Annotated in this window: 17 protein-coding genes; 5 read left to right on the top strand and 12 right to left on the bottom strand. The window is 66.1% G+C overall.

Annotated elements, in window-relative coordinates; genetic code table 11:
- The first annotated feature begins 2 nt into the window (after window positions 1-2).
- Window positions 3-1,022, top strand: coding sequence for a hypothetical protein (locus E3T33_RS07455; protein WP_134575065.1), 1,020 nt, complete (start codon window positions 3-5; stop codon window positions 1,020-1,022).
- Here E3T33_RS07455 and E3T33_RS07450 read toward each other — a convergent pair.
- The 4 genes from E3T33_RS07450 to E3T33_RS07435 form a co-directional block, all read right to left on the bottom strand.
- On the bottom strand, window positions 994-2,145 hold the full coding sequence (locus tag E3T33_RS07450; protein ID WP_166784436.1) for a glycosyltransferase family 4 protein: 1,152 nt from the start codon (window positions 2,143-2,145) through the stop codon (window positions 994-996). The two genes, E3T33_RS07455 and E3T33_RS07450, sit on opposite strands and share 29 nt — an antisense overlap.
- Before the next feature lie 31 nt (window positions 2,146-2,176).
- The gene (locus E3T33_RS07445) at window positions 2,177-6,328 is read right to left on the bottom strand and encodes a hypothetical protein (RefSeq protein WP_134575063.1); all 4,152 of its coding nucleotides are present in this window, start codon (window positions 6,326-6,328) and stop codon (window positions 2,177-2,179) included.
- 148 nt (window positions 6,329-6,476) lie between these two features.
- A complete protein-coding gene (locus tag E3T33_RS07440; RefSeq protein WP_241982862.1) occupies window positions 6,477-7,361 on the bottom strand; it encodes a glycosyltransferase in 885 nt (294 codons plus the stop codon).
- Window positions 7,354-8,310: a glycosyltransferase gene (locus E3T33_RS07435; protein WP_134575062.1), complete on the bottom strand. Its 957-nt coding sequence runs from the start codon at window positions 8,308-8,310 to the stop codon at window positions 7,354-7,356. The genes E3T33_RS07440 and E3T33_RS07435 overlap by 8 nt, the downstream gene beginning before the upstream one ends.
- A gap of 208 nt (window positions 8,311-8,518) precedes the next feature.
- Here E3T33_RS07435 and E3T33_RS07430 point away from each other — a divergent pair, with 208 nt between their 5' ends.
- On the top strand, window positions 8,519-9,880 hold the full coding sequence (locus tag E3T33_RS07430) for a bifunctional cytidylyltransferase/SDR family oxidoreductase (RefSeq protein ID WP_166784435.1): 1,362 nt from the start codon (window positions 8,519-8,521) through the stop codon (window positions 9,878-9,880).
- A 17-nt stretch (window positions 9,881-9,897) separates the two neighbouring features.
- On the opposite strand, the gene E3T33_RS07425 is transcribed toward E3T33_RS07430, so the two are convergent.
- The 3 genes from E3T33_RS07425 to E3T33_RS07415 all read right to left on the bottom strand — a co-directional run bounded on the left by E3T33_RS07425 (window position 9,898) and on the right by E3T33_RS07415 (window position 14,709).
- Window positions 9,898-10,122, bottom strand: a complete 225-nt coding sequence (locus E3T33_RS07425) for a hypothetical protein (RefSeq protein ID WP_134575060.1) — start codon at window positions 10,120-10,122, stop codon at window positions 9,898-9,900.
- Window positions 10,122-11,657, bottom strand: a complete 1,536-nt coding sequence (locus E3T33_RS07420; protein WP_134575059.1) for a class I SAM-dependent methyltransferase — start codon at window positions 11,655-11,657, stop codon at window positions 10,122-10,124. The genes E3T33_RS07425 and E3T33_RS07420 overlap by 1 nt, the downstream gene beginning before the upstream one ends.
- A 292-nt stretch (window positions 11,658-11,949) precedes the next feature.
- Window positions 11,950-14,709, bottom strand: coding sequence for a CDP-glycerol glycerophosphotransferase family protein (locus tag E3T33_RS07415; RefSeq protein WP_166784434.1), 2,760 nt, complete (start codon window positions 14,707-14,709; stop codon window positions 11,950-11,952).
- Window positions 14,710-14,966: 257 nt separating this feature from the next.
- On the opposite strand from E3T33_RS07415, the gene E3T33_RS07410 reads away from it, so the two are divergent.
- Together E3T33_RS07410 and E3T33_RS07405 are read left to right on the top strand one after the other, a co-directional pair.
- Entirely contained in the window at window positions 14,967-16,727 is a 1,761-nt protein-coding gene (locus tag E3T33_RS07410) for a CDP-glycerol glycerophosphotransferase family protein (protein WP_166784433.1), read from the top strand.
- A gap of 2 nt (window positions 16,728-16,729) precedes the next feature.
- Entirely contained in the window at window positions 16,730-17,800 is a 1,071-nt protein-coding gene (locus E3T33_RS07405; protein ID WP_134575056.1) for an acyltransferase family protein, read from the top strand.
- Window positions 17,801-17,902: 102 nt separating this feature from the next.
- Here E3T33_RS07405 and E3T33_RS07400 read toward each other — a convergent pair whose 3' ends face one another.
- Window positions 17,903-18,700 carry an acyltransferase gene (locus E3T33_RS07400; RefSeq protein WP_134575055.1) on the bottom strand — a complete coding sequence of 266 codons (798 nt, stop codon included), beginning with the start codon at window positions 18,698-18,700 and terminating at the stop codon, window positions 17,903-17,905.
- Between the two features lie 325 nt (window positions 18,701-19,025).
- Here E3T33_RS07400 and E3T33_RS07395 point away from each other — a divergent pair, with 325 nt between their 5' ends.
- Window positions 19,026-21,170, top strand: a complete 2,145-nt coding sequence (locus E3T33_RS07395; RefSeq protein WP_134575054.1) for an acyltransferase family protein — start codon at window positions 19,026-19,028, stop codon at window positions 21,168-21,170.
- A 14-nt stretch (window positions 21,171-21,184) separates the two neighbouring features.
- On the opposite strand, the gene E3T33_RS07390 is transcribed toward E3T33_RS07395, so the two are convergent.
- From E3T33_RS07390 to E3T33_RS07375, 4 genes are all read right to left on the bottom strand, one after another.
- Window positions 21,185-22,828, bottom strand: a complete 1,644-nt coding sequence (locus E3T33_RS07390; RefSeq protein WP_166784432.1) for an endonuclease/exonuclease/phosphatase family protein — start codon at window positions 22,826-22,828, stop codon at window positions 21,185-21,187.
- 83 nt (window positions 22,829-22,911) lie between these two features.
- Complete coding sequence (locus E3T33_RS07385; protein WP_092323147.1) at window positions 22,912-23,661, bottom strand: ABC transporter ATP-binding protein; 750 nt, start codon at window positions 23,659-23,661, stop codon at window positions 22,912-22,914.
- Complete coding sequence (locus E3T33_RS07380; protein WP_241982861.1) at window positions 23,662-24,534, bottom strand: ABC transporter permease; 873 nt, start codon at window positions 24,532-24,534, stop codon at window positions 23,662-23,664. It lies immediately after the preceding gene.
- Window positions 24,535-24,599: 65 nt separating this feature from the next.
- On the bottom strand, window positions 24,600-25,439 hold the full coding sequence (locus E3T33_RS07375; protein WP_166784431.1) for an NAD-dependent epimerase/dehydratase family protein: 840 nt from the start codon (window positions 25,437-25,439) through the stop codon (window positions 24,600-24,602).
- Window positions 25,440-25,446 lie beyond the last annotated feature (7 nt).

Here is a 25,446-nt window from a genome sequence, read left to right as displayed (position 1 = left end):
CCGTGGGCGCGGCCCAGCCGAAGGTGCGCGTGCTCTACGTGAACGATGCCGCGTTCACGGGGCAGCGCATCCTCGAGCGCGCCGCGCGCGACGGCCAGCCCTGGCGTTTCTTCCCCAGGGCGGTCGCCGACCCGGGGTGGTCGGGCCCGATCGGCCGCCTCCGCTTCGCCGCGCGCGGGGCGGCCTGGGTGGCCCGGCTGGCCCTGGCGGCGGCCCGGGTGGACCTGCTCCACGTGCACTCGGGGGCGATGCTCAAGCACACCCGGTTCGTGCCCAAGCCGTTCGTGCTGCACCTGCACGGGACCGACATCCGCACCCTGCAGTACGACCCGGCCTGGCGCGATTCCATCCTCTGGGGGGTGCGAAAGGCGCGGGCCGTGGTCTACTCGACGCCCGACCTGGCCGAGCACATCCTGCCGCACCGCCCCGACGCGATCTACCTCCCGGTGCCCGTGACCCTCTCGGCGCTGCCCGCACCGGCCGAGGCCCCCGAGCGCCGGGTCTTCTTCTGCTCCCGCTGGGAAGACGTCAAGGGGCTCGAGTATGCCCTCGCCATCGCCCGGGAGCTCGTGCGCGGCCTCCCGCCGGGGTACGAGGTCACCGGCCTCGACTGGGGTCCCGGCGCAGCTGCGGCCCGCGCGGCCGGCGTGCGCCTGGTGCCGCGGATGCCGCACGATCGGTACCTCGACTTCATCGCCGCGTCCACGGCCGTGGTCGGCCAGAGCGCCGGCATGATCGGGTCGAGCGAGCTCGAGGCCCTCGGCATCGGCGTGCCGGTCTACGTTCCGCTCCGGCCCGGGCTCTACCCGGACGCCCCGCCCGTGGGCGGAGGCGCCGACGCGTTCGAGCACCCCGAGGCCGTGGCCGCCACGCTGCTCTCGGACCTCGCCGCGGGCATCCGGGACACGAAGGCGGGCCCCGCGTGGATTGCCCGCACCCACGAGACCGAACTCGCCTACCGGCGGCTGGCCGCGCTCTATCCGACCCTCGTCGTCAGTGCACGGGGGCGAGCAGCTCGGTAAGGATCTGCTCCTGGGCCCGCTCGTCTTCGCGTGAGTTGAGCACCTCGGCCGCACGATGCGCGTTCGCCTTGTACCGGGCGACGTCCTGCTCGGTCAGGTCGCGCAGCACGGCAACGAGGTCGTCGACGCTGAAGCCCGCCGTCAGACGGCCGAGGTCGTGTTCGCGGAGCAGGACATCCGTCTCGACCGCGGGGCTGAAGACCAGGGCCAGCCGCGCCTGCACGAAGTCGAAGAACTTGTTCGGCAGCATGAGCCTGTGGTTGGTGGTGCGCGGCGGCAGCACGAAGACGCCCACGTCGTAGGCGTTGAGCACGCGCGGCAGGTCGGCGGGCGCCACCGGGTCGTGCACGTGCACGCGGTCCGACTCGGACGCCAGGGCGACGAGCGAGTTCCAGTAGCTGTCGCTGCCGCGCGCCTTCACCAGGTAGAGGTCGAGGGTGAAGCGGTCGTCAAGGCGTTTGGTGGCCTCGATCAGGGTTTCGATGCTCCGCCCTGGAACGGCGCCGCCGCTGTGCACCAGGCGGATGCGCCCCTCCTGCATCGGGGACGGCGACAGGTCCTGGAACCCGATGGCGTTCCTCACGATGCGCGATTGCACGCCGAATTGCTCCTCGTAGAGCTTCGCGATCGAGCCGTTGATCGTCGACACGACCGTCGTGCCCGGCAGGTACCGGGCGCAGACCCAGGTCATGAACGGGGCCACGAGCAGACGCCAGGACAGCACGTGGGTACGTTCCTCCGGAGCCCATTCGTGCATATCGCCCCAGACCGGTGCGCCCTGGGCTATCCGATGCGCCAGCGGAAGCGCCCGCGCCTCGTTGGCGACAACCAGGTCGAACTCCCGCCCAGCGAGCAGCTTCAGAGCGCTCTGCATCGCCGGGGCGTCCAACACGACCGAGCGGTAGGCCCTGACGGCGAGCTTGAGCACCCCCAGCGGGGTCTGCGGCAGGGACGGCAGTGCGGAGTCGACCCGGATGTGCTCGGCGACGCCGGGCGGGGCCTCGCCGTACCCGATCGTCGTCACCGAACCGAATTTCCGCAGGACCTCCAGCTGCCGGAGCACGCGGGAGTCGGCAAGGAAATTCGAGAACGAAATGCAGAGGATGCGGGGTGGAGTGGACACCCCGCCCATCCTATGCCGCCGTCCGATCAACTCAGAACGTGACCGCTCCTCCTGCCGTCGTCCACCGGACGCGTCCGCCCTGGAACGCCTGCTCGAGCACCCCGGGCGAGACGACCCTGGTGCTCTCGAGCGGATAGCCCAGCTTGCCGGCCGGCCCGCCGTTGGAGTAGTAGTACTCGCCGATTTCGCGGGCGACCCGGTCGATGCTGGTCGCGGACGACCAGACCAGCCAGCCGTTGGCGAACTCCTGGCTAGTCCCGCCCTTTGCGTCGACCTTGCCGGCCGCGGCCGGGTAACCGAGCACACCACTCGGCCCGCCGAGGGCGGAGTACGACGCGCCGACAATGCCGGTCACGGCGTCGAGCCCGCTCGCGGCCCCGTAGTACAGCCAGCCGCCCACGAACCGCTGGCCGTTCCCGCCGTCCTTGTAGACCGTCGTGCTGCTGATCGGGTGACCGAATTTGCCGCCGACCCCGCCGACCGTGAGGTACTGGTCGGCCATCGGCTTCAGCACGTAGTGGATGCCCCGCGTGGGCGACCAGTACAGGGTGCCCTTCTGGAAGGCCTGGCTGAGCCCGTTTCCGGGTTCCGCCTTCTGCGCCGCCAGCGGATAGCCGAGGCGACCGCCGGGGCCGCCGAGCGCCGCGTAGGAGTAGCCGATCCTGCCGACCACGGCGTCGAGCCCGGTCGCCGCCCCGTAGTAGAGCCAGCCCCCCACGAAGGCCTGGCCGTTCCCGCCGTCGGGGTAGACCGTCGTGCTGCTGGTCGGGTGACCCCACCTGCCACCGACGCCGCCGACCTTGAGGTACTGGTCGGCCATGGGCTTCAGCACATAGTGGATGCCGCGCGTGGGCGACCAGTACAGCGTGCCCTTCTCGAACGCCTGGCTGAGCCCGCTGCCGGGTTCCGACTTCTGCGCCGCCAGCGGGTAACCGAGGCGCCCGCCGGGGCCGCCGAGCGCCGCGTAGGAGTAGCCGATCTTGCCGACGACGGCGTCGAGCCCGGTCGCCTCCCCATAGTAGAGCCAGCCGCCCACGAAGCGCTGGCCGCTCCCGCCGTCCTTGTAGACCGTGGTGCTGCTGATCGGGTGGCCGAACGTGCCGCCGACCCCGCCGGCGGCGAGGTACTCGTCGGCCATGGGCTTCAGCACATAGTGGATGCCGCGCGTCGGCGACCAGTACAGCGTGCCCTTCTCGAACGCCTGGCTGAGCCCGCTGCCCGGTTCTGACTTCTGCGCCGCCAGCGGGTAACCGAGGCGCCCGCCGGGGCCGCCCAGCGCCCGGTAGGAGTTGTCGATGAGGCCGACCGTCGCATCGAGCCCGGTCCCCGCGGACCAGAACAGCGACCCGTTCAGGAAGCGCTGGCCCTGTCCGCCATCCGGGTAGACCGTCGTGTTGCTGATCGGGTGGCCGTACTTCCCCGCGACGCCGCCGACCGTGAGGTACTGGTCGGCCATCGGCTTCAGCACGTAGTGGATGCCCCGCGTGGGCGACCAGTACAGGGTGCCCTTCTGGAAGGCCTGGCTGAGCCCGTTTCCGGGTTCCGCCTTCTGCGCCGCCAGCGGATAGCCGAGGCGACCGCCGGGGCCGCCGAGCGCCGCGTAGGAGTAGCCGATCCTGCCGACCACGGCGTCGAGCCCGGTCGCCGCCCCGTAGTAGAGCCAGCCCCCCACGAAGGCCTGGCCGTTCCCGCCGTCGGGGTAGACCGTCGTGCTGCTGGTCGGGTGACCCCACCTGCCACCGACGCCGCCGACCTTGAGGTACTGGTCGGCCATGGGCTTCAGCACATAGTGGATGCCGCGCGTGGGCGACCAGTACAGCGTGCCCTTCTCGAACGCCTGGCTGAGCCCGCTGCCGGGTTCCGACTTCTGCGCCGCCAGCGGGTAACCGAGGCGCCCGCCGGGGCCGCCGAGCGCCGCGTAGGAGTAGCCGATCTTGCCGACGACGGCGTCGAGCCCGGTCGCCTCCCCATAGTAGAGCCAGCCGCCCACGAAGCGCTGGCCGCTCCCGCCGTCCTTGTAGACCGTGGTGCTGCTGATCGGGTGGCCGAACGTGCCGCCGACCCCGCCGGCGGCGAGGTACTCGTCGGCCATGGGCTTCAGCACATAGTGGATGCCGCGCGTCGGCGACCAGTACAGCGTGCCCTTCTCGAACGCCTGGCTGAGCCCGCTGCCCGGTTCTGACTTCTGCGCCGCCAGCGGGTAACCGAGGCGCCCGCCGGGGCCGCCCAGCGCCCGGTAGGAGTTGTCGATGAGGCCGACCGTCGCATCGAGCCCGGTCCCCGCGGACCAGAACAGCGACCCGTTCAGGAAGCGCTGGCCCTGTCCGCCATCCGGGTAGACCGTCGTGTTGCTGATCGGGTGGCCGTACTTCCCCGCGACGCCGCCGACCGTGAGGTACTGGTCGGCCATCGTTGCGAGCAGGTAGTAGCCGCCCTGGGTCGGAGACCAGTAGAGCGTGCCATTCTGGAAGGCCTGGCTGAAGCCGCTGTTCGGCTCGGACTTCTGCGGGGCAAGCGGATAGCCCAGGGGACCGACGGGGCCGCCCGACTTCGCATAGGTCTCGCCGATCTTGCCGACCGTCGCGTCGAGCCCGGTGGCCGTCGACAGGTAGAGCCAGCCCTTCTGGAAGCGCTGCCCCTGTCCGCCATCCGGGTACGTGGTCGTGTTCTCGGTCGGGGGGCCGTAGGTTCCTGCGGCGCCGCCCAGCTTGGCGTATTCGCCACCCAGCGCGGTCAGGACATACTTCGTGCCGAGGGTCGACGAGGAGTACAGGGTTCCCTTTTGGAACAGCTGGCTGCTGGTGCCGGAGGCGTCGACGACCTGGGCCGCCAGGGGGTACCCGAGCACGCCGGCCGGACCGCCGAGGGAGCTGTACGCCGTGGCGATTGCCCCGGAGAGCCGGTGGATGCTCGTGGTCGGCGACCAGTACAGGGCGCCCTTCTGGAAGTTCTGGCTCGCTCCCCCGCCCGGCTCGACCTTCGCCGCGGCGATCGGGAAGCCGAGCACGCCGACCGGACCGCCCAGGGTGGCGTAGGACCGGCCGACCGGGCCGGAGGCCAGGTGGATGCTCGTCGTCGGCGAGTAGTACAGCCAGCCCTTCTGGAAGGCCTGGCTCGCGCCGGAACCCGGCTCGGTCTTCGGGTTGGTGATCGGGTAACCCAGGATGCCGTTCGGCCCCTTCAGGGCGATGTAGGAGCGGCCCACGTTAGCCGTGGTGCGGAACGCGCCGGTCGCGCTGTGCCAGTAGGCCCAGCCGTACTGGAAGGCCTGGCCGATGCCGCCGTCGGGGTATTTGACCGGCTCATCCGTGGCCATGCCCAGCAGGCCGATGGTGGTCGAGTCCAGGCTGGCCAGCGAGGACGAGGTGGCGTAGCCGCCGGTCGTGGAGCCGAACCAGTCGGTGAACAGCCGCCAGAAGTTGCGGTTTCCGTAGGCGGAGCAGGAGTTGCCGGTGCCGTACATGTTCGCGAGCGCCGCGGAGTTGGGGCGGTACGGGGTGTAGATGTAGAGGCCGGCGGTGGCCTGGTTCTGGATGTACACGGAGGAACTGCCGCAGGCGGAGTTGGGGTGCCAGAGGATGGTGTTGTACCGGCCGGCGACGTAACCGCGGGACGCGGGTCGGGCCTGGTACTTCTTGAACATGTAGGCGGCCTGGTACACCTGGTTGAAGAAGCCGTAATACAGCGAGTCGCAGACGGACGTGTCGGGGCAGCCGAAGCCGGTGGCCTTGCGGTAGATGCTGGCGGTGGGGTGCGTCCCCGTGACCAGCCCCTGCTCCTTCTCGAGCAGCACGAGGAGGGCCTTGGGGTTGATGCCGCAGGCGATGCCGACCTTGGCGATGATGGAGGCGGCGGTTTCGTTCAGCTGGCCGGCGTAGGCCGCGCAGCCTTCGCTCTTGGCCGTCTGGCTCTTCGTTGACTCGCGGTAGCTCTTCAGGCAGGTGTAACCGCTCCAGCAGCTGGGAACCTTCCCGTTCAGGAAGGTCTGCACCTGGGCCGCGGTCATGGTCCGGCCGTTGTAGAAGATCGCGTCGCTGATGATCATGCCGGGGTTGAAATCGGCGCCGTTGGCCGCTTCAGCGGGCTGCGCGGGGGTGGCCACGAGGCCGATGGAGACCAGCAATGACACCGCGACAACGAGGCCGATCGACTTGGCCGCGCCGCGTCGCAGTGTGGTTCGCATGATGGACGATTCCCCCCGAAGGTCGATTGCCGCAGGGTTGCGCGCAATGACTGATCCTATGAAGCATCACAGAGATCGGCAGGATTGCCCCGCCCGGGGGCCAAATAGAGGGGGTCAGGGTCTACCCCCAATTCGGGGAGAACGCTGTTTATTCGCTGAGAGCGCCGCCGCGGGCGATGAATCTGCGATACGCGAAACGGCGCACCGGCTCCGGCACATACCGGTAGAGGCCGCGCACGGCGACGTTGCGCAGATACTGGCCGCGAGTGGTGAAACGGATGCGCCGAAGCGCCTTCTGCAGCATGAGCTCGCTGTCCCATTGGGCGCGGCCGCCGCGCCGGGCGTAGGCCCCGTCGCCCACGCGGTACATCACCAGCGGGTCCGGGATGTTGTCGACGAGGGCGCCGGCCGCGATCATCCGGGCGAACAGCCAGTAGTCCTCCATCATGCCGAGGCTCTGGTAGCCGCCCGCCGCCGAGACCGCCGAGCGGCGGTAGACCACGGTGGGGTGGCTGAACGGATCGTGGAACCGCGCGTACCGCTCGATCTCGGCCTGTCCGGTTCTCGGCACCCGGCGGCCGACGATCCGGCCGGCCTCGTCGAGGAACTCCAGCATCCCGGTGCCGACCAGGTCGAGCCCGCCGTCGATGAGGGGAACCTGCGCGGCAAACCTGCCGGGCAGGGAGATGTCGTCGGCGTCCATCCGCGCGACGATGTCGTGCGCGCAGAGCGCGAGGCCCGCGGTGAGCGCCTTCGCCAGCCCGACGTTGCGCTCGAGCACGTGGTGCACGACCGGCACCGGGCTTGCCGCCACGACGCGGCCGATCTCCGCGGCGAGGGCGTCGTCGATCGGGCCGTCCTGCACGATGACGACCTCACTCGGCGGGAGCGTCTGTCCCTGCACGCTGGTGGTGAACGCCTTCGCGAAATGCGCCGCCGTGTCTCCGCGGTAGACGGGCAGCAGGAGCGAAAAGGATGCGCCGGGCACGGGGGTGCCGGTCGGGTGCGCGCCGGTCAGGGGGCCATCAGTCATGGGGCCCCTCGAGGGCCCGCACGGCATCCGTCACCGGGCCGAGCCCGGCCAGGGAGACCGCGTTGTGGCGCGGTCGGGTGCGCAGGCCGTCGGCGAGTCCGCGCGAGAGCCCGTCCCTGAGCAAGGCGCGGTCGGCCGAGCGGATGAAGGTGCGCACCCACCTGCGCAGCGTCGACGCTCCGTACAGGAGCTTCTCTCCCGGGTTGAGGCTCCGGGACGCGCGCTGCATCCAGAGTTTGTTGCGCACCTCGTAGTAGAAGCGGGGGCCGGGGTCGATGTCGGTGGAGGCGAGCGCCCTGGTCTTGTGCACGACGACGCTGCCGGGCACGAAGACGCCCCGGCGGCCTCGGAGCAGCCGGGTCGAATACTCGAAGTCGTCGTTCCAGATGAAGTAGTCGGCCAGGGGCAGGCCCTCCGCCCGCACGACGTCGGCGCGCACCAGCATGGAGACGAAGGAGCTGCTGCGCACGGCGAGCAGGCCCCGGTCGGCCGCGGCCTTGCGCTCCGCCCGGGACACGAACGGTTTTTCGCGCGGCGTGTTCATCGGGTGGTCGGTGCCGTCGGTCCAGATCACCCGGGACCCGGCCACGACCGCGTCTGTTCCGGACACGGCGGCCAGCAGCTCGGTCAGCGCCGACGCGGTCGGAATCGTGTCGTCGTCCATCATCCAGACCCAGTCCGGTGAGTGCCGTTCGAGGGCGACGGCCAGGCCGGCGGCGAACCCGCCGGCGCCGCCGGTGTTCCGCTCGAGCACGACCAGGTCGACGAGGGGCCCCGCCGCCGCGGCGACGGCGGCGGAATCATCCGTTGACGCGTTGTCGATGACGACGATTTTGGCCAGCGCCGTGTGCTGCACCGCGAGGGCGCCGAGCACTTCGAGGAGCAGGTCGCGCCGGTTATAGGCGACGACGACCGCGACGACGCGCGGCGGGGTGGGTGCTGGAGGCATGTGCTCTCGGGGAGGAACTCGGGGTGGAACTCAGGGCGGGGACCCCTCTATCTTGCCGTGCAATGCTGTGTGCGCGCTCCCCCGCGCTCCGCGAGCGCTACGATTTGTCGATGGATGCCGGGCCGAACCGCCCCAGCCACGAGACCACCGGACAGGATTCAGCATCTCCACACCACCCCGCACAGACGGCACGCTCCGCACGGTCGCGGTGATCCTGGCCGGCGGAATCGGCGTGCGCGCCGGGCTGGGCATGCCCAAGCAGCTGGCCCGGATCGCCGGCAAGACGATCATCGAGCACACCATCGGGGCCGTGCACGGTTCGCCCCTGGTCGACGAGATCATCGTCATGATGGAACCCGACCACCTCGGCGCCGTCCGCGACCTCACCGTCACCGGCAAATACCCGAAGCTGACGACGATTCTGCCCGGCGGCGCCACGCGCAACGAGACCAGTCAGCTGGCCCTTGCCCACTTGGGCGACGCCGAGCTCAAGGTGTTGTTCCACGACGCGGTTCGCCCGTTCGTGAACCACCGCATCCTCCAGGATTGCGTCGAAGCCCTCGACAGCTATGCCGCGGTTGACACCGCGATCCCCTCCGCCGACACGATCATCGAGGTGGCCCACGGAGGTGACGTCATCACCGACGTGCCGGTGCGCGACCACCTGCGCCGCGGCCAGACGCCGCAGGGGTTCCTGCTCTCCACGATTCGCCGGGCGTATGCCGCCGCCAATACCGACCCCGACTTCGTCGCGACCGACGACTGCAGCGTCGTGCTGCGCTACGCCCCGGATGTGCCGATCTTCGTCGTGGCCGGCGCGGACGAGAACATGAAGATCACCCAGGGCATCGATGTGTTCATCGCCGACAAGCTCTTCCAGCTCAAGTCCGCCGATCCCGCGGGTTTCGAGGCCGCGGACCGGGAGAAGGCGATGCTGGGCAAGACCGTCGTCGTGTTCGGTGGCAACAGCGGCATCGGCCTGAGCATCTTCGAGGCGGCGCAGCTCTACGGCGCAGACGTCTTCGCGTTCAGCCGGTCGACCACGGACACGCACGTGGAGAAGCACGAGGACGTCGAGTTCGCCCTGAGCGAGGTGTACCGGCAGTCCGGCCGAATCGACTACGTCGTGAACTCGGCCGGGATCCTCGAAGTCGGCAACGTCGAGGACTTCACGCAGGAGGCGGTGGAGAACATGCTCGATGTGAACCTCCTCGGCCCGATCATCATCGCCCGGGCGGCACTGCCCTACCTGAAGGAATCCCAGGGCCAGCTGCTCTACTTCGCGTCGAGCTCGTACACCCGCGGACGGGCCAACTACGGCATGTACTCGGCCACGAAGGCCGCGACCGTCAACCTCACCCAGTCGCTGGCCGAGGAGTGGCAGGAGCACGGGGTGCGCGTGAACTGCATCAACCCGGAGCGCACCAAGACCGCCATGCGGGTTCAGGCCTTCGGCGCGGAGCCCGACGACACGCTGCTCACGCCCGAACAGGTCGCCCTGGCCTCCATCGACGCCCTCATCACCGACATCACCGGGCAGGTCATCGACGTGCGCCGGCGACGCGGCTAGCTGCTAGGCGCTAGCTGCTAGCTGCTAACCGGCGCTTCCGACTTCAATCGCTCGAACACGAGGTCGTACAGTTCGGCGATGCGCAGGCTGTCCATTCGGAGCTCATCGACCTCCCGGCGAAGCTCCAGCACCTCGGCTTCGCAGACCACCAGTCGTCGGCTCAGGTCCGCGTTGTCGACGCCGCGCACCTTGGTGGAACGCGGAGCGAGGCGGGCGAGAATCCGGCCGAAATAGTTGTCCATTAGTTTTCCTTCTGACCTTGTCGTGAGGGAGTGGCGAGTCGAAGCACGACCGTTGCGGTTCGGCGGCGCCCGTGCTTCGTGCGGCGGGATGACGTAGAGGCGATCTCGACGCTGAGCTTCTGTCTGCCTGCCTCGGCCCGCAGCCAGTCCACGGGAAGATGCCAGGTTTCCGGGTTGTCGGCGCTGTAGCGCCACGCCGCATAGCTGGTGTCGAAGGTGGCCACGGCGACCGCGCCCTCGCGCAGAACCAGGCGCAGCAGGAGGAAGACGTTCTCGCGACCCTCCCGGGTGAGTCCGGCCAGCACCTGGCCGAGGTTCACGTGCCACACGCGGCCGGATTGCACGAGCTCGGCACCGAATTCGAGCATCCGGCGTCGGTCGTACAGGTTGAGGTAGCGCAGGTCGACCGTGTCGGGCGCGATCGATCCACGGGCGAGCGCGAGCGCCCGGAAGCTGTAGTCCACGCCGATGACGTCGCGCCCCTGCGCTGCGATCGCTTCGGTGTTGATGCCGCTTCCGCAGCCCAGATCCACGACCGGGGCGCCGACAGGCAGCAGGCGGGCCATCTCGGCCACGTGCAGCGCGTCGCCGCCGGCTTGCCGGCGATCAGCCGCTCGGCCGTGTGCCTCTTCCCAGTAGACGCGGTTCATGTCCTGGCTGCCGAACCAGCTGTCGAACCGGCGACGCGTGGCGGGTGGTGTGGCGAACCGGAACGAGGGGTCCGGCGTCTCCCAGTTGGGACCGTAGCAACTGGCGAGCCAGTCCTCCGGCACGGCCGGAACGGGGAAGGACACGCCGCCCAGCTCCCGCGACCCCACCGGGGTGATCGACGTGCGGGGCACGTTGGATCGCACGTGGAACGGCTGGCAGAACTCCTCGTCGTTGCGGAAGAAGGCGCTGAAGATGTCGACGTAGCAGTCGATCTCTCCGTTGTCGTGCAGGAAGGTCACCTGCAGATGCGCGTTGCTGTGCCGCACGACGATGTAGCCGAGATCGCCGAGCTGGTCCTCGAGGCGGTAGCTGTCGAGGGAGAGGTCGGAGGGATGCGAGTTGGTCAGCAGCACGGACAGGTCGATGTCGTCGTCGTTGGCCAGGATGTCCCCCAGGCGCACGGCTCCCAGCAGCGTGCCCCCGGTGATACAGGCGACGTAGCCGAGGTGTTCGAGCTGATCGACGAGCACCTTCGACCGGGTGAGCAGCCGCCCGCGGATTCCCGAGTCGTCGCCTTCGAACGATGTGCCCATGCGTTGCCACTTGTTGACGGCCAGCCAGTGCCCCTGGTCGTTGGCCACAACCAGTGGCGAGGTCGATCGCCCGATCTGTCCGACGGCGCCGGCGATCGTCTCCCCGGTGCCGGAGTCCTGCACCGAGATCGTGGCGCGGCCCTTCATGTACGGCACCAGGGCGGCAGGCCAGTGCAGGCGAATGCGGCCGTACACATCCGGGTCGGTCGGTGTCGTCGACCAGACGCGGTGCCCGTCGATGAGGATGTCGACGCTGCCGGAAGGCGGGGCGCCGTCGACGGCGAAGGTCACCGACCTTCTGGTCGCAACGAGACTTCCACCCGAGACACTCATTTGCTTCAGCTTAAGGCTTGCCGGGGACACTCGTGGCTTCCGCGCGTTCGGCGCGGCCCCACCCGCGCGAACGCGAACAGCTCTAGTCGGCCAGCGTCCTGCGGATACGATCCGTCAAATACGGGGAAAGCGTTTCGCCGTAGGTTCCGGTACTGTGACCAGCGGTATCGCTGACCTGTCGCTCACGCTCGTCTTCCCAGCGCGGGTGGGGCCTGAAATTGTGGCGCGGTAGACCAGAGTTGGGAGAACCTTACGCTGGAGGGTTCGGTACGTCCAGCAGAGCGATTTGCTCGTAGACGCGCTCCCGGCACTTTCCGTCCCGATAAATGAATGTGCGTTCGGCGCGACTCTTGTACGGCTCCGGCGCCTCGCCTCCACATGCGGCGCCCTCCCGAATCGCGCGCAGGACCTCATGTTCAGTCTGAGCCACGGGGCCAAACCCATCCGCGCGGTAGTCGAAATACCCCTTGCTATAGGTGTGTGAATTGCCAAAAAACGAATCTTCATCGAACTGAAAGTAGACGACGGGAACGTCCAAAATCGCGACCTCAAGAGCCAGCGATGAGTAATCGGTCACCAGGAGCGATGCCGCCGCGATGACATCCTGCACATCGCCATCCTCATATCTAATGAAGCGAACGCCGTCCGGAAGGTCAGCCGACTTAACGTGAGGTTGCAGGTTCGGATGAGGCAGGAAGGCGACCGTCAGACCATTATCCTGTGCAATCTTGGCCAATTCGGGAGACTGCAGGAGGCCGAACCACGCCTTGGCATATTCCGTTTCAGCAAATCCGTCAATTACACCACGGTCCGAGAGCGAGAAGGCCTGCTTCTTCACCAACAGGGACTCTCGCCATGTCGGAGCGACGAGAAGGAATCGGTCTCCCCCCTGCGCCAGTCGCCGCGCTCTCTTCACCAACAGGTCATCGTGGCGCGGCAATCCAGTGAGGGCGACCTCTTTCGAGGTGAACACATACCCAGTCCCGTCGCTGACTATCGAGTCGTATTCCGGTTGCGTGCTAGTGATGAAGAGCGCAATGTCCTTCGGATTCAGCCATGCCGAAAGATCATCCTTGATGATTCCGTGCTGCAGGAAGGTGAGGCGCCAGTCGCGGTGCGATCTGTAATACGCCGGGGGAATGGGATGAAGCATCTCAGCGTCCGCATGGGACGAGATCATATGTGCTGCATTGAGCATGAGCAGAACGTGCTTCTTCGATCGGAACGCGACGAGTCTGAATCCATCGCTTTTCAGTCGATTCCAATCCTTGGAATCGCGGCTGAGCACGAACCACGGGTTGACCTCGGGATGAGAGGCGGCCAGGAATCGATACATATGTTCAGCGTTGTCCTGTGCCATGTTGAGCCGATCCATCAAGACCCACGCATCGGCATATCGCGTTCGCACTGAGGGCCTTTGCGCCAATTTGCGCATGCGGCGAACATCGGCGTTCTTCCTTCGCTTTGCTAGGGCGCTGCGCCGCTGAGCTCGGCCGCTGTTCCAAGTCTCGACGGAGTCAAGGAGGCCCCGCGCCGTTCTGCGAGCCTTCCTATAGAGATTGGACGGGGGCGCCGCCCTCGCGACTTCCAGCCCCGTGCGTCCGGCAGAGACTGGCGCGGGCGATCGGTGGAAGAACGACTGCATCGCCTGCTCGGTCAGGGCATAAGTCGGTGCGGAAGGCAGCCCAAGACGCAGCTCTTGCCTTACTCCGTCAAGGTCGGCCGCCAGCCAACTGTTTGCGGGGAGCCAGACGATGCGTTCGAAAAGCTCGGTCTGACCGAAAAAATCAAGTCTCCGAACTTTTGCCGCCACCGGCGCGATTTCTTTGGCCCTCACACGGAAGGATTCGACCGGTCGAGCTCCGACGAAGAAGTACCGAATTTGAAGTAAATCCTTGTGCTTGTCTAAGCGACGAACGTGCAGCGGGACTCTCGGTAGGGGCGATCCCTTCAGCGTCAAAAGCAGATAGCGAATCTCAAGCGAAAGGGTTGTGATTCGGTAGCCCAGAATCCATTCATCAGCCACGTCTTGCAGGCACCGACCGATGGTCCCAAGCAATTCGGCTCGCTCCGCCGCTGTTAGCACTGCCGCGCTCGTAGAGACAGCCTTCTCCCGGGCGAACATCCAACTCAGTTCGTAGATCAACAAGTTGGCGGCCCACTCTGGGAACCGACCATCAGCACCAAGTTTTGTGAAGAGGGGCAGGTAGCCGAAGCGATACCTGTCCAGGTAACCAGCTGCCGCTCCGAACGAGGTATCCACTGCAGAGTCGAGCGACGCCCTCTTGCGATAGAAATACAGGGCCTCCGGAACGATGCCAAGGATAGGTTCGTCGTAGTCGGACAGGAGCTCGGCGATGAAAACGGCGTCCTCGGAGTTCGACAATTGCTCGCTAAATAAGAGGCCTCGCTCGCGCAACACCTCCAGACGCGCAAAAGCTGACGTCGCCATCAACTGGATGTAGTGCGGACTTCTGACGAGATTGACGTTCTTGGCCGCACCGTTGAACTTGAACCGAAGTGCATGCGTGTTTCGCACCTCTCCGGTTTCGTCGAAGTAACGATGAACGTTAGCCGCGACAAGATGTGCTGCCGCTCCACGCTTGGATCGTAGGAATCGCGAAATCCCCCTGAGGTACATCCGATCGAGGAAGTCGTCAGAGTCAGGAAAAGAAATCCACTCCCCAGTCGCGAAAGGAATGCCAGCGTTTCGGGCGGAGCTGACCCCGCCGTTCTCCTTTCGCACGACGCGACCGGAGTGCTTCGACGATTCCAGCCATGCCTCGGCGATAGCGGCCGAGTCGTCGGGAGACCCGTCATCAACGAAAATGCACTCAAGCGTGTACGGGCCAGCGGCTTGCTCTTCAAGAGACTCCAGGAAGGCGGAGAGGTATTGGGCCACTCCGTACATTGCAATGACAAAGGAAATCCGAGTAGGCGACTTGGCGATTGTCGGGGCGGCTTCGACATCTGCCCCGATCTGGCAAGGGTGCTCAACCGATTCGTACATTGATTTCTTCTCAGCCGAACCTGTAGATGTTTCCAGCACTGATTCCCCGAACCTTCGAAAGCTTGAATGTGAACCGCCCAGGGCGACGACAACGACGCTCAACACACAAATCGCATTATATGTCAGAGTGTGAGGCCGAAGTCCGCGCTCGCGCATCGGACACGCCCCCCAAGCGACGGCGAGCGATAAACCGTCTGATATCGTGGCCACCTAAATCTAACTGTGCTTCGAACACACAGGTGCCGGAGGTACGTGAGTTGTTGGCCGAGGTACTGCTCCCCACCCCCGCACCGCTCGACAGCGAAACCACCACACCCATGAGCACCGCGCTCGTGAGGGGATCCTTCGCTCGGCGCTTCGTCACCGCCGCCGGCGACGGCCTTCTGGCCGACCTGCTCGCCATCGCCGCCCTGTGCGCGGCTCTCGCCGGCGCTTGGCCCTGGCTGACGCTCACCCTGGCGACTCTCGGCTTCGCCGCCACAATCGTGTTCAACCTTCGCTTCGCCCGCGAGCTCTCGCGCTCGGTGAGGCCGACGGGATCCTTCATCATCGCCCGAACGCTCGTCGTCTTCGCGGTCGCGACGGTGTTCGCGGCCGGGGACGTGCAGTGGTGGCCGGGCTGGCTCGCCGCCGCCGTCCTCGCCGGGCTCGTCGTGGGGGAAGGCACCGCGGAAAGGGTCGCCCGCGGTGCGATCCCGTTTTCGGCGCACCTCCCCGGTGCCGGGATCAGGAACACTCCCCTGTTCAGCGCTGGATTCATCTTCCCGATCAACGCCCTGGCGATCATCGTGTTCGCTGCGCTGGCCGCCCTCGGCTCCCCCGCGGGCTGGCTGGTGCTCGTCGCCCTCGCAGCGGCCGTGCCGACCCTCGCAGTCCTCATCGACGGCGTGCTGAGGATTCGCGCCCGGCGCGGCGCCGAACGCGTCGTCACGAAAGTTCTCCAGGCGCGGAAGCCGGTCTTCGCGGTGCACTGGGACGCGCCGCACGGCACCGAGTACCAGCTGGCCATGTGGCTGCCGTACCTTGAGCGGCTCGACGCCAGCTTCTTTGTGATCGTGCGCAATCAGGGCACATTCGACAGTGTGGCGAGGCTCACCACGGCCCCGGTGCTGCTGCGCAAGGAGATGGCCGACATGGACGCGATGATCGTTCCGTCGCTCAAGACCGTCTTCTACATGAACAACGCCGTGCGCAACTCCCATTTCGTGCGCTACCCGCACCTCACCCACATCCAGCTCAATCACGGCGACAGCGACAAGGCCCCCAGCTACAACCCGGTGTTTCGCATGTTCGACAAGAACTTCGTCGCCGGCCAGGCCGCCATCGACCGGTTCGCCTCGCACGGAGTGCACGTGCCGGCCGAGGTGTTCTCCATCGTCGGGCGACCGCAGGTCGAAGGCATCGCGGTGGGGGCGCGAGCGCAGGCCGCGCCGGGAGCCCCCACGGTCTTGTACGCGCCGACCTGGGCCGGCCACAACGCGGACTCCGACTACTCATCGCTGCCGATCGGCTACGAGATCGTGCGCGGGCTGCTGACGCGCAACTGCACGGTCATCTACCGACCGCACCCCTACACCGACCGGAACCCGGCGCACGCCGCGCAGTCGGAGCGGATCAAGGCCATGCTCAGGCAGGATGCGGCCGCATCGAGCCGAGCGCACATCTGGGGCGAGGCGGCCGAACGGACCCTGGGCATCACCGACTGCTTCAACGCCGCGGATGCGCTCGTCTCCGACGTCTCGAGCGTCGTGCCCGACTTCCTCTACTCAGAGAAGCCGTTCGCCATGGCGGTGATGAACGTCCCGGTCAAGAGATTCCTCACGGACTTCCCGATCGCGAAGGCGGCGTATCTGATCGACTCGGGGCTCACCAGCGTCGACGCCGGCCTCGACGCCCTGATCGGGCCGGACCCGCTGCGGGAGACCCGGCACGCGCTGAAGACCTACTACCTGGGTGACATTCCGGCGGACGGCTACGCCGACGCCTTCCTGAGCGAAGCGCGACGGTTTCTCTCGTGAACATGCCAACAGCGGCACCCATGAGCGCGAAGCCCTCGGCCGGCCGGGATCCCTTCCTCGACAACGCCAAAGGACTGCTGATCGTCCTGGTCGTGCTGGGGCACCTGCTCGAAACGATTCCCATCGACGCCGCGGATGCCCTCTACAAGTGGATCTACGCGTTCCACATGCCGGCGTTCGTCCTGGTCTCGGGCTACCTGTCGCGCAACTTCCGGGGGACCCCGCGTCAGAATCGGGGCCTGGTCACCCTGCTCCTCATTCCCTACGTGGTGGTGCAACTGCTCCTGGCCCTCGAGCGGATGATCTTCAACGGGGCAGATTTCAGCCTGAACCTTTTCATCCCCGGCTTCGCCATCTGGTACCTGCTCGCCCTCGTGGTCTGGCGGCTGATGACCCCGCTGCTGCTGAGCATCCCGCACCCGCTGCTGATCTCGATTGCCGTGTCCATCCTGTCCGTGACCTACGGCGGTGTGTCGGGCGAGCTCGCCGGGGCGAGGATCCTGTCGTTCCTGCCGTTCTTCACCCTCGGCCTGCTCGTCACCCCCGCGCACGTCGAGTCGTTCAAACGGCTGACCTCGCGCCTCTGGCTGCGCGTGTCGGTGGCCGCCTTCCTCGTGGTCGCCCTGTTCGCAATCTTCCTGCTGCAGGACCGCATCGCCCGGGCCTGGCTGTACATGTACGGCAAGGTCGACAAGTTCGGCCTGAGCAACGTGGAGAACGTCCTCGTCCGGGTCCTGGTGCTCGCCGTGGCGACGGTGCTCATGTTCGCTTTCCTCGCGATCGTGCCGCGCACCCGCACCATCTTCACGCCGCTCGGCGAGGGGACCATCTACGTCTACGTGCTGCAGATCCTCATCCTGTACCCCCTGCTGCCGATCATCGGGGCGTGGCCGCACTGGAACGTGGCCGCCGTGGCCGCACTCCTGCTGGGCGGAATCGCGCTGGCACTGCTCCTGGGCACGAGGCCCGTTCAGCGGGCGACCCGCTGGCTGATCGACCCGGTGGGTTTCTGGACGCCACTGGTGCGCCGGCCCGTGACCCGGGAACCAGTCGACGCCGCGTCACCGCGCTGAGGTCAGCGCGGCAGGGCGTGCCCGGAATTCGCGAGAGCGCTGGCTGACACGTGCGCCGACGAAGCCCGGAAATTCCTGAGCGAACGGAGGAACCTCTTCGTTTCAATCAAACATTGCGAGAGCCCGGACGCGCAGGGAGTTCAACGGCCGGAGGATGCGACGACCGCCGCGCTTGGCCCGCGAAACCCATGTATCCTGTTTGTCGAGTTCTTCAGCCTCCGTCAGATTCCAGTAGGCAGATTTCTTAACCGTCTCTGCGTCTTTCTTGTAGAAAGGCTTGGAAAGTGAGAGATGAGGCCGCTCCCAGGCGATGTCACGCTTTGCCACTCGCGCCGGAACTCCGACTGCGATGCAGTTATTGGGGATGCGATTAGTCACTATGCTTCCGTAGCCAATGACGCTTCCCTCGCCAATGCTCGCCCCGCCGAGCACTGCAGCGTGCATGCCGAGCCAAACATGGTTGCCTATTGTGATCGACTTAGACCGGTTGACTCTCTTTCCCGTGCGAACACTGTAAATGGCGTGTCCGTCATCGGCACGGATCAGGTTACTGGTGGCAAACATGACATCGTCGCCAATGGTGATGGTGGTCCCCTCGGTGGCCGATAGATCCACCGTCGTTGTCGATGACACATTTTCTCCGATGAGGACCTTGGAGTCCTGGCCGATCCTTACGCTCCCGGAGAACGCGGGAACGTTGTGAGCCCGACCAATCTCCATGTACCCGTTGTCGCAATCGAAGTTCACTCGCAGCCCCCTGATCTTCGCTTCGTCAGAAACAACGAGTCGATTGTTTGATCCGGTGAATTTGATATGCACGTTCTGATCAATCAGGCCCCCGTACACGATTTCATTGCCTTGTGCGTCGGAATAGTTCGAAAGACTCGTTAGGTTGACCATGGAAACACCCTAAGCGTGATGCAGGATTCAAGCACATCCAGTCCTCCACCGTTGCAATTCGCGCGAGCACCCGAGGCCATCAAACTCTGCACTCCGTTACTTGGCGCCGGTGCCCATGTCGACCGTCTCTTAGCGCAGCGGCACGCGGCGTACGCGAGCTCTTCTCCCTGCGACCGTCTTCTGCGTGAAACCGGATTCATAAGTCTCGAACGACGCATGCTGACCCCCGAACTTAGGTAAACTTCGAGTTCGCTAGTTTGCGCCGAAGATCCAGGTTTGGGACCGACTGCGAAACAACTTTTCGCACTGGGGATCGTTTTCAAACATGAATCAACACGGAAGAAACACGAGCGGGAACAGCATCCTGCCGCAAGGATCTGTCCGATCGGGAATCCGAACCGACATTCAAGGCCTTCGTGCGATCGCCGTTCTGCTCGTTGTCATTTACCACCTGTGGCCGAACCGACTCACTGGCGGGTTCGCCGGCGTTGACGTTTTCTTCGTCATCTCGGGATTTCTCATCACTTCACACCTGCTGAGACAACCGCCACGCTCCATACGGGAACTTCTCGAGTTCTGGTCGAGACGCGTCCGCCGATTGCTGCCGGCGGCACTGCTCGTCCTCGGGGTCACGACCGTGCTCGTTCGCCTCGTCGCCCCCGAAACCCAGTGGAAAAACTGGTCGATGGACACCATCGCCGCCGCCGCGTACGCCGCTAACTGGCGACTCGCGACAACTGCCGTCGACTATCTCCAGGCCGAAAACGCCGCTTCCCCGGTGCAGCATTACTGGTCGTTATCCGTCGAGGAACAGTTCTATCTCGTCTGGCCCATCCTCATCGCCATCGTCGCAGCCGTCGCCATCCGGCGGCGGTGGAATATGCGCACCGCCACCCTGATAACCGTCGGCGCGATAGTTGCGCTGTCGTTGGGCTATTCGATCTATGCGACGGCGCGGGAGCCCGCGAGCGCATACTTCGTAACCCCGACGCGGCTGTGGGAGCTGGCGGCCGGTGGGCTGCTCGCTGCTGCACTTCTCCACCACAGAGAACCCAGTCGAGACAACGCACCATCAATGTCGGCGCCGCTGCGCATTGCGCTTGGCTGGGCGGGACTCGCCTGCATCGCAGGAACGGCGATCTTCTACACGGCGACGACGCCGTTCCCGAGCTGGACGGCGCTTGTACCCGTGCTGGGAACCGTCGCAGTGATCGCTGCGAATCCGCCGTCCGGTTGGGCGTCACCCGGACGCTACATGGCCTGGCGACCGATGCAGTGGCTCGGGGACGTCTCATACTCGGTGTACCTGTGGCATTGGCCGATGATCGTCCTGCTGCCGTTTGTGAGCGGCGGCCGGCTCGGGACGCTAGACAAGCTCCTCGTTCTGGTCGGCGCGCTGGTGCTCGGCGGGCTCACGAAGACACTCGTCGAGGACCGGTTCCGGAAGTCGCGCTCAAGATCCACAACGCCGCTCCGACGATCGTTCGGACTTGCCGCGGTCGGTATGACCGTTGTCGTCGGACTGGGCGTCGCCCAAATCGCGGAATTCAATCACCGGCAGGAAGTCACGGAGGCGCAACTCGTCCGGGCGCTGGCTGGAGACACGCCCTGCTTCGGAGCGGCCGCGATGGTCGATTTGAACAACTGCGAGCCGACGACCACGGGTCCGGTCGTCCCGGCTCCGGCACGGGCAGCTACTGACAAGTCCGAGGCCTACTCGCGCGATTGCTGGGAGTGGATTCCGTTCACGGGCATGAAGAACTGCGTGTTCGGAGACCCCCATGGTGAGGTCTCCGTAGCGCTGGTCGGTAATTCCCACGCTGGTCAGTGGCTTGGGCCAATCGATGCGATTGCGAAGAGGAAGGGCTGGAAAATCACCACCTTCCTCGCGTCGGAGTGCACGGCCACGGCCGCTGATGTCGAGTGGGACGCGGACGAGAAGCGCGCAGGCTGCCGGAGCTGGGGGCAGCGAGTTCTGAAAGCCACCACATCCGGCGCCTTTGATCTCGTCATCACGTCCGAACGCAACGGCCGCCCGGCGGTCGGCGCTTCAATGGCCGGCAGCCAGCCGGCTTGGGAGAAGGGTTACAACGAGTTCCTCGGCGCGTGGCTCGCCAAGGATGTGAACCTTGTCGTCATCCACGACTCTCCTCTTCCCGCCGCCACCGTTGCATCGGTTCCCGACTGCGTCGCCAAACATCTGGACTCCCTTGCACTCTGCGCCGGAACCCCTGATCGTTGGATACCGAACGACCCGCTCGTTCGGGCGGCGAAGAATCTACGCGACGATCGGGTGTCGGTCATCGACCTGAGCACGTACTTCTGCACCTCGGAAACGTGCCCGGCCGTAATCGGCGGTGTGATCGCGTACTTTGATGGGTCACACATCTCGAACACCTTCGCGATGACGTTGGCGCCGCACATGATTGACCCGCTCACCGAGGCGATTCAGAACGCGACTTCGAACTAGCCGCCTCTGAACTGCTATTTGATCCCGATATCCGCCCATTGCAGGTTGTGATCTGAGCCCTGGTAGGCAGGGTCGAACTTGCCGTTGACGAGCACCAGCTGGTTCCGGTAGGCGAGCGCACCCGGGGAGTTCTTGACCAGGATGTAGTCGATACGGGGAGCCGCGTACTGGTACAGGTACGGCGTGTACGGGTACCCGACGACTGTCTTGTTGTCGACCTGGTTGGTGATGTTCGCCGTGGGGTAGCGCGGGTTTGCCTTCTGCACCGCGGAACTCGCGTCGTAGTACCCGGCCCGGGTGAACGTGGTCTGGGGCCCGTCGGGCAATGCCGCAAAGCTCGAGTTGAGGTCACCCATGACCACGATCGGGAGGGTCCCGGCCTTGGCTGTGAGGTACTTGTCGATCGCTGCAGCCTCGCGCACGCGGAGATTGGCGTAGCTGCTGCCCGCCGGAAGGTGCACGGAGGCGGCGAAGAACGGTTTGCCGGTGCTCTTCATCGTGAATTTGGCCCAGGACAGGTACCGGTCGGTCAGCCCGGCCGGCCAGCTGGCCGGGTAGTAGAGGTTCGTGACGTCCTTCCCGGAGACGATTCCAGAGCTGACCACACTGACCACGGTGGGGTCGTAGAACAAATGCGCGCCCTTGGTCGCACCCGTGCCGGCCCCGCCGACGTTGTCATTGGCGATCCGGTACCCGCCGTACCCGGGCTGCGCCAGCAGGTCGCGCAGGTCTTCCCACTGCGTCTTTCCGTTGCCCGCGGCCGCGGTCGTCAGCTCCACGGCGGCGAGCAGATCCGCCCCGGACACCTTGATGGAGGCGGCCACCTTCAACCGGCGCTGGGCCCAGGTGCGGCCACTGAGCTTCGCCGATGCCGCGACACTCTGCACGTTGTACTCGGCCACGCGGAGGGCCTTGGTCGTCGTCGTGGCCGCAGCCCAGCTGTACTTGCCGGCGAGCGAGAGCCGGTAGGCATTCGTGACGCTCGCCACCCGCGGGAAGGTCGTGCCGGCGGTGAGGGAGTTGTAGGTGGCCACCTTCACGAAGATCGGGTTGCCGGATCCGGTTCCGAGCTGGGCGCGCAGGGCGGCCGGGACGGTCAGCGTGATGGAGGATGTGGTTGCCGGGTACCAGGCGGACTGGAACGGATGTTTGGTCAGGCTCCCCTCGGAGCCCGCGATGACGGCGACCTTCGTGTTGCGGCCCTGGCCGGTCCAGCTAACCCTGACCTGGTCCTTCCCGGCCGGAACCACGGTCACGGTCAGAGCGGTCGGGTTACCGGCCGCGGGAATCCCCGATGCGATGGGGCTGACGGAGCTGCAGAGGGGGTCGGCGGCCACGGCCTTGATCTGGGCGTAGTAGCGGCTGCCGTTGGTCAGGCCCGTGAGCATCCGGCTCGACCCGCTCGTCATGCGCTTGGCGCTCGGCTTCGCCATGTTCGAACTGAAGCTGTACAGGATGTCGTACGCTACCGCTCCCGGCACGGTCGACCACGCCACGGTGATTGATCGGTCGCCGTAGGCCAGCTTGATCGTGGGCTTGGCCAGCGGAGCGCAGGCGGTCAGTGCCTTCACCTGGCCGGCGCGGGGCGCCGCCTGGGCCGGCGCGGCGGAAACTCCGGCGAACGCGGCCAGAACGGCGCAGGAAACCAGCAGACTCAATACCCGACGCATCCCGAACCGCCCCTTCGAATCGTGAGAGATTATCGAAGCCTAGCGGACACCGCGAGCCGCGCTTGACCCCCTTACGGGTGTTTGAGCACCTCGACGGCCTCGGCAACCGGGCCGTCGAAGACCTTCACGCCCTTCTTGATCACGATGCCGCGGTCGCAGAGGTCCTGCACGGTCTTGGTGTCGTGGCTGACGACGACCATCGTCTTGCCCTGCTCCACCAGCTCCCGGATCTTCAGGCGGCACTTCTCCCGGAAGGGGGCGTCGCCCACGGCCAGGATCTCGTCAACGAGGAGGATGTCGAGGTCGACGTGGATGGCGACCGAGAAGGCGAGGCGCAGGAACATGCCCGACGAATAGTGCTTGACTTCGCTGTCGATGAACTCCTCGATCTCGGAGAACGCGACGATGTCGTCGAAGCGCGCGTCGATCTCGGCCTTGTTCATGCCGAGGATGGCGGCGTTCAGGTAGACGTTTTCCCGCCCGGACAGGTCCGGGTGGAAGCCCGCTCCCACCTCGATCAGGCCGGCGACGCGACCGCGGGTGAGGATCTTGCCCCCGTCGGGCTCGAGCACGCCGGCGATGAGCTTGAGCAGCGTGGACTTGCCGGAGCCGTTGTAGCCGAGGATGGCGACCGACTCACCCTGGTCGATGGTGAAGGTGATGTCCTGCAGCGCCTGGAACGAGGTGGAGATCTTCTTCTTCTTGATCCGGGCGATGAACGCCTCCTTGAAGGAGTGCGTGTGGCGGAGCAGGAAGGTCTTCTGCACGTTCTCGACGATGATGCTCGGCCGGGTCTTCGTGACGATCGTTGTGGTGTCCATTTAGAGGTCCTGCGCAAACCGACGCTCGAACCGGCGGAAGACCAGCTGGCCGATGGCCGTGATGGCGAGCACAATCAGCAGGCCGATCAGCGAGTCACGCACCAGGTTGGGCGGGGGCTGGAGGCCGCCGTCGGTCGTGGAAAACCAGAATCCGTAGTGGAAGAGCTCGACCGCCGAGGTGAGCGGATTCATCATGTAGAGCGTCTGGAGCCAATCCGGCAGGACCCGGGCGATCAGGTCGTAGCTGTAGAGCACCGGGGAGCCCCAGGTCGCGAGCATCTTGATGATCTCGACGAGGTTCTGCGCGTCCCGGTAGGAGACGTTGACCGCACCGAAGATCAGGCCCAGGCCGGTGGCGAACAGGATGACGATCAGCGCCCCGAGCAGGATCGCGCCGAGTTCCAGCAGGCTCGGTACCCAGCCGACAAGGCTCGACACGACCACGAGCACGGCCACCTGCGGGAGGAAATGAACGAAGGCGACGATGACGGCCGCGATCGGGAACATCTCCCGGGGCAGATAGATCTTCTTGACCAGCGCCTTGTTGTCGACGATCGATTTGGTCGCGTTCGAGAACGCCTCGTTGAACAGGTTGACCACGATGATGCCGGAGAGCAGGTACACGGCGAAGTTGTCGATGCCGTTGTTGCGGCCGAGCACGATGCCCATGACGAAGAAGTAGATGAAGTACTGGGTGAGCGGCTTGACGTACGACCAGCCCCAGCCGAGCGCCGAATTGCGATAGCGGGTCGACACGCCCTTGCGCACGAGCAGGCGCAGCAGGTAACGACGTCGGAATACATCGAGGATGCCGTTGCCCCGCCCGGGAACGGAGAAGCCGGTCAAATCGACCGGATCGGTTTTCGTCAACACGTGGCTCTCTCTCGGGGCATGCGGGCAAGCAAAAACCATCGTAGCCGGTGGTCAGGGCGGGCAGGTCAGACCCGCGGCGCCCGGCCCGCGTCACGCAACGGATGAACAGGCTGGAAGTCCAGCCACTCGCGAGCCGCCTCGATCCGCGCGCAACTGTAGCTGGCCTCGGACCGGGTGACCGTGTAGTTCTGCTCGGCGATCCCCAGTTCTCGCACCAGGTCGCGGTTGCTCGTTGCGATTCCGGATCCGATGTTGAAGACCGAATGCTGCTGCGGGAGGGGCGCCGCCAGCGCCGAGACGATCGCCGCCGTCACGTCGTCAATGTGAACGTAGTCTCGGACGAAGTTGTCGGGTCCGCGAAGGGGAACCGGCCGATCCGGGGTCGCCTCGAGTAAGCGGGTGACCAGGGAGTTCGGTGTTCCCGGACCGAACATGTTGAACACCCTCAGGCTGACGCTGTCGCCGGTTGTCGCCGCGGCGAGCGCCTGTTCGGCCCGGTGTTTGCTGCTCGCGTAGCTGGTGCCGAGGCGGAGCGGCGCGGATTCGTCGGCCGGCCGGTCGTACTGGTCGCCGTACACGGCCGACGTCGAGACGAACACGATGCGGCCGATTCCCGCGTCGCGCTGGGCCTCGGCCAGCGTCACGGCGGAGCCCACATTGACGGCCTCGGTCAGCTCCGGGTCGATGTCGCAGGCCGCCCCGGTCAGTGCCGCCAGGTGCACGACGGCGTCGGGCCGCACGTCGGCCAGGACGGCCCGGAAGGCGAACGGATCGCCGACGTCCACGGCGACCTGGCCGGGCCCCCCGCCCGCCCGGGGCGAGACCAGGGAAACGGGGCTGAATCCGGGGCGCTGCCCCAGCGCCGCGACGAGCCGTCGGCCGATGGCACCGTGTGCACCTGTCACGAGCACC

Source organism: Cryobacterium sp. TMT1-2-1 (assembly GCF_004403955.1).
Classification (GTDB): Bacteria; Actinomycetota; Actinomycetes; order Actinomycetales; family Microbacteriaceae; genus Cryobacterium; species Cryobacterium psychrotolerans.
The sequence above is the reverse complement of the archived record's forward strand: the minus strand, read 5'-3'. Positions and strand labels throughout refer to the sequence as shown.

Coding starts and splice junctions, on each gene's coding strand:
- E3T33_RS07445 (WP_134575063.1), bottom strand. CDS start 6,328: ATGCGAACCACACTGCGACGCGGCGCGGCCAAGTCGATCGGCCTCGTT.
- E3T33_RS07440 (WP_241982862.1), bottom strand. CDS start 7,361: ATGACTGATGGCCCCCTGACCGGCGCGCACCCGACCGGCACCCCCGTG.
- E3T33_RS07435 (WP_134575062.1), bottom strand. CDS start 8,310: ATGCCTCCAGCACCCACCCCGCCGCGCGTCGTCGCGGTCGTCGTCGCC.
- E3T33_RS07425 (WP_134575060.1), bottom strand. CDS start 10,122: ATGGACAACTATTTCGGCCGGATTCTCGCCCGCCTCGCTCCGCGTTCC.
- E3T33_RS07415 (WP_166784434.1), bottom strand. CDS start 14,709: ATGTACGAATCGGTTGAGCACCCTTGCCAGATCGGGGCAGATGTCGAA.
- E3T33_RS07405 (WP_134575056.1), top strand. CDS start 16,730: ATGCCAACAGCGGCACCCATGAGCGCGAAGCCCTCGGCCGGCCGGGAT.
- E3T33_RS07400 (WP_134575055.1), bottom strand. CDS start 18,700: ATGGTCAACCTAACGAGTCTTTCGAACTATTCCGACGCACAAGGCAAT.
- E3T33_RS07395 (WP_134575054.1), top strand. CDS start 19,026: ATGAATCAACACGGAAGAAACACGAGCGGGAACAGCATCCTGCCGCAA.
- E3T33_RS07385 (WP_092323147.1), bottom strand. CDS start 23,661: ATGGACACCACAACGATCGTCACGAAGACCCGGCCGAGCATCATCGTC.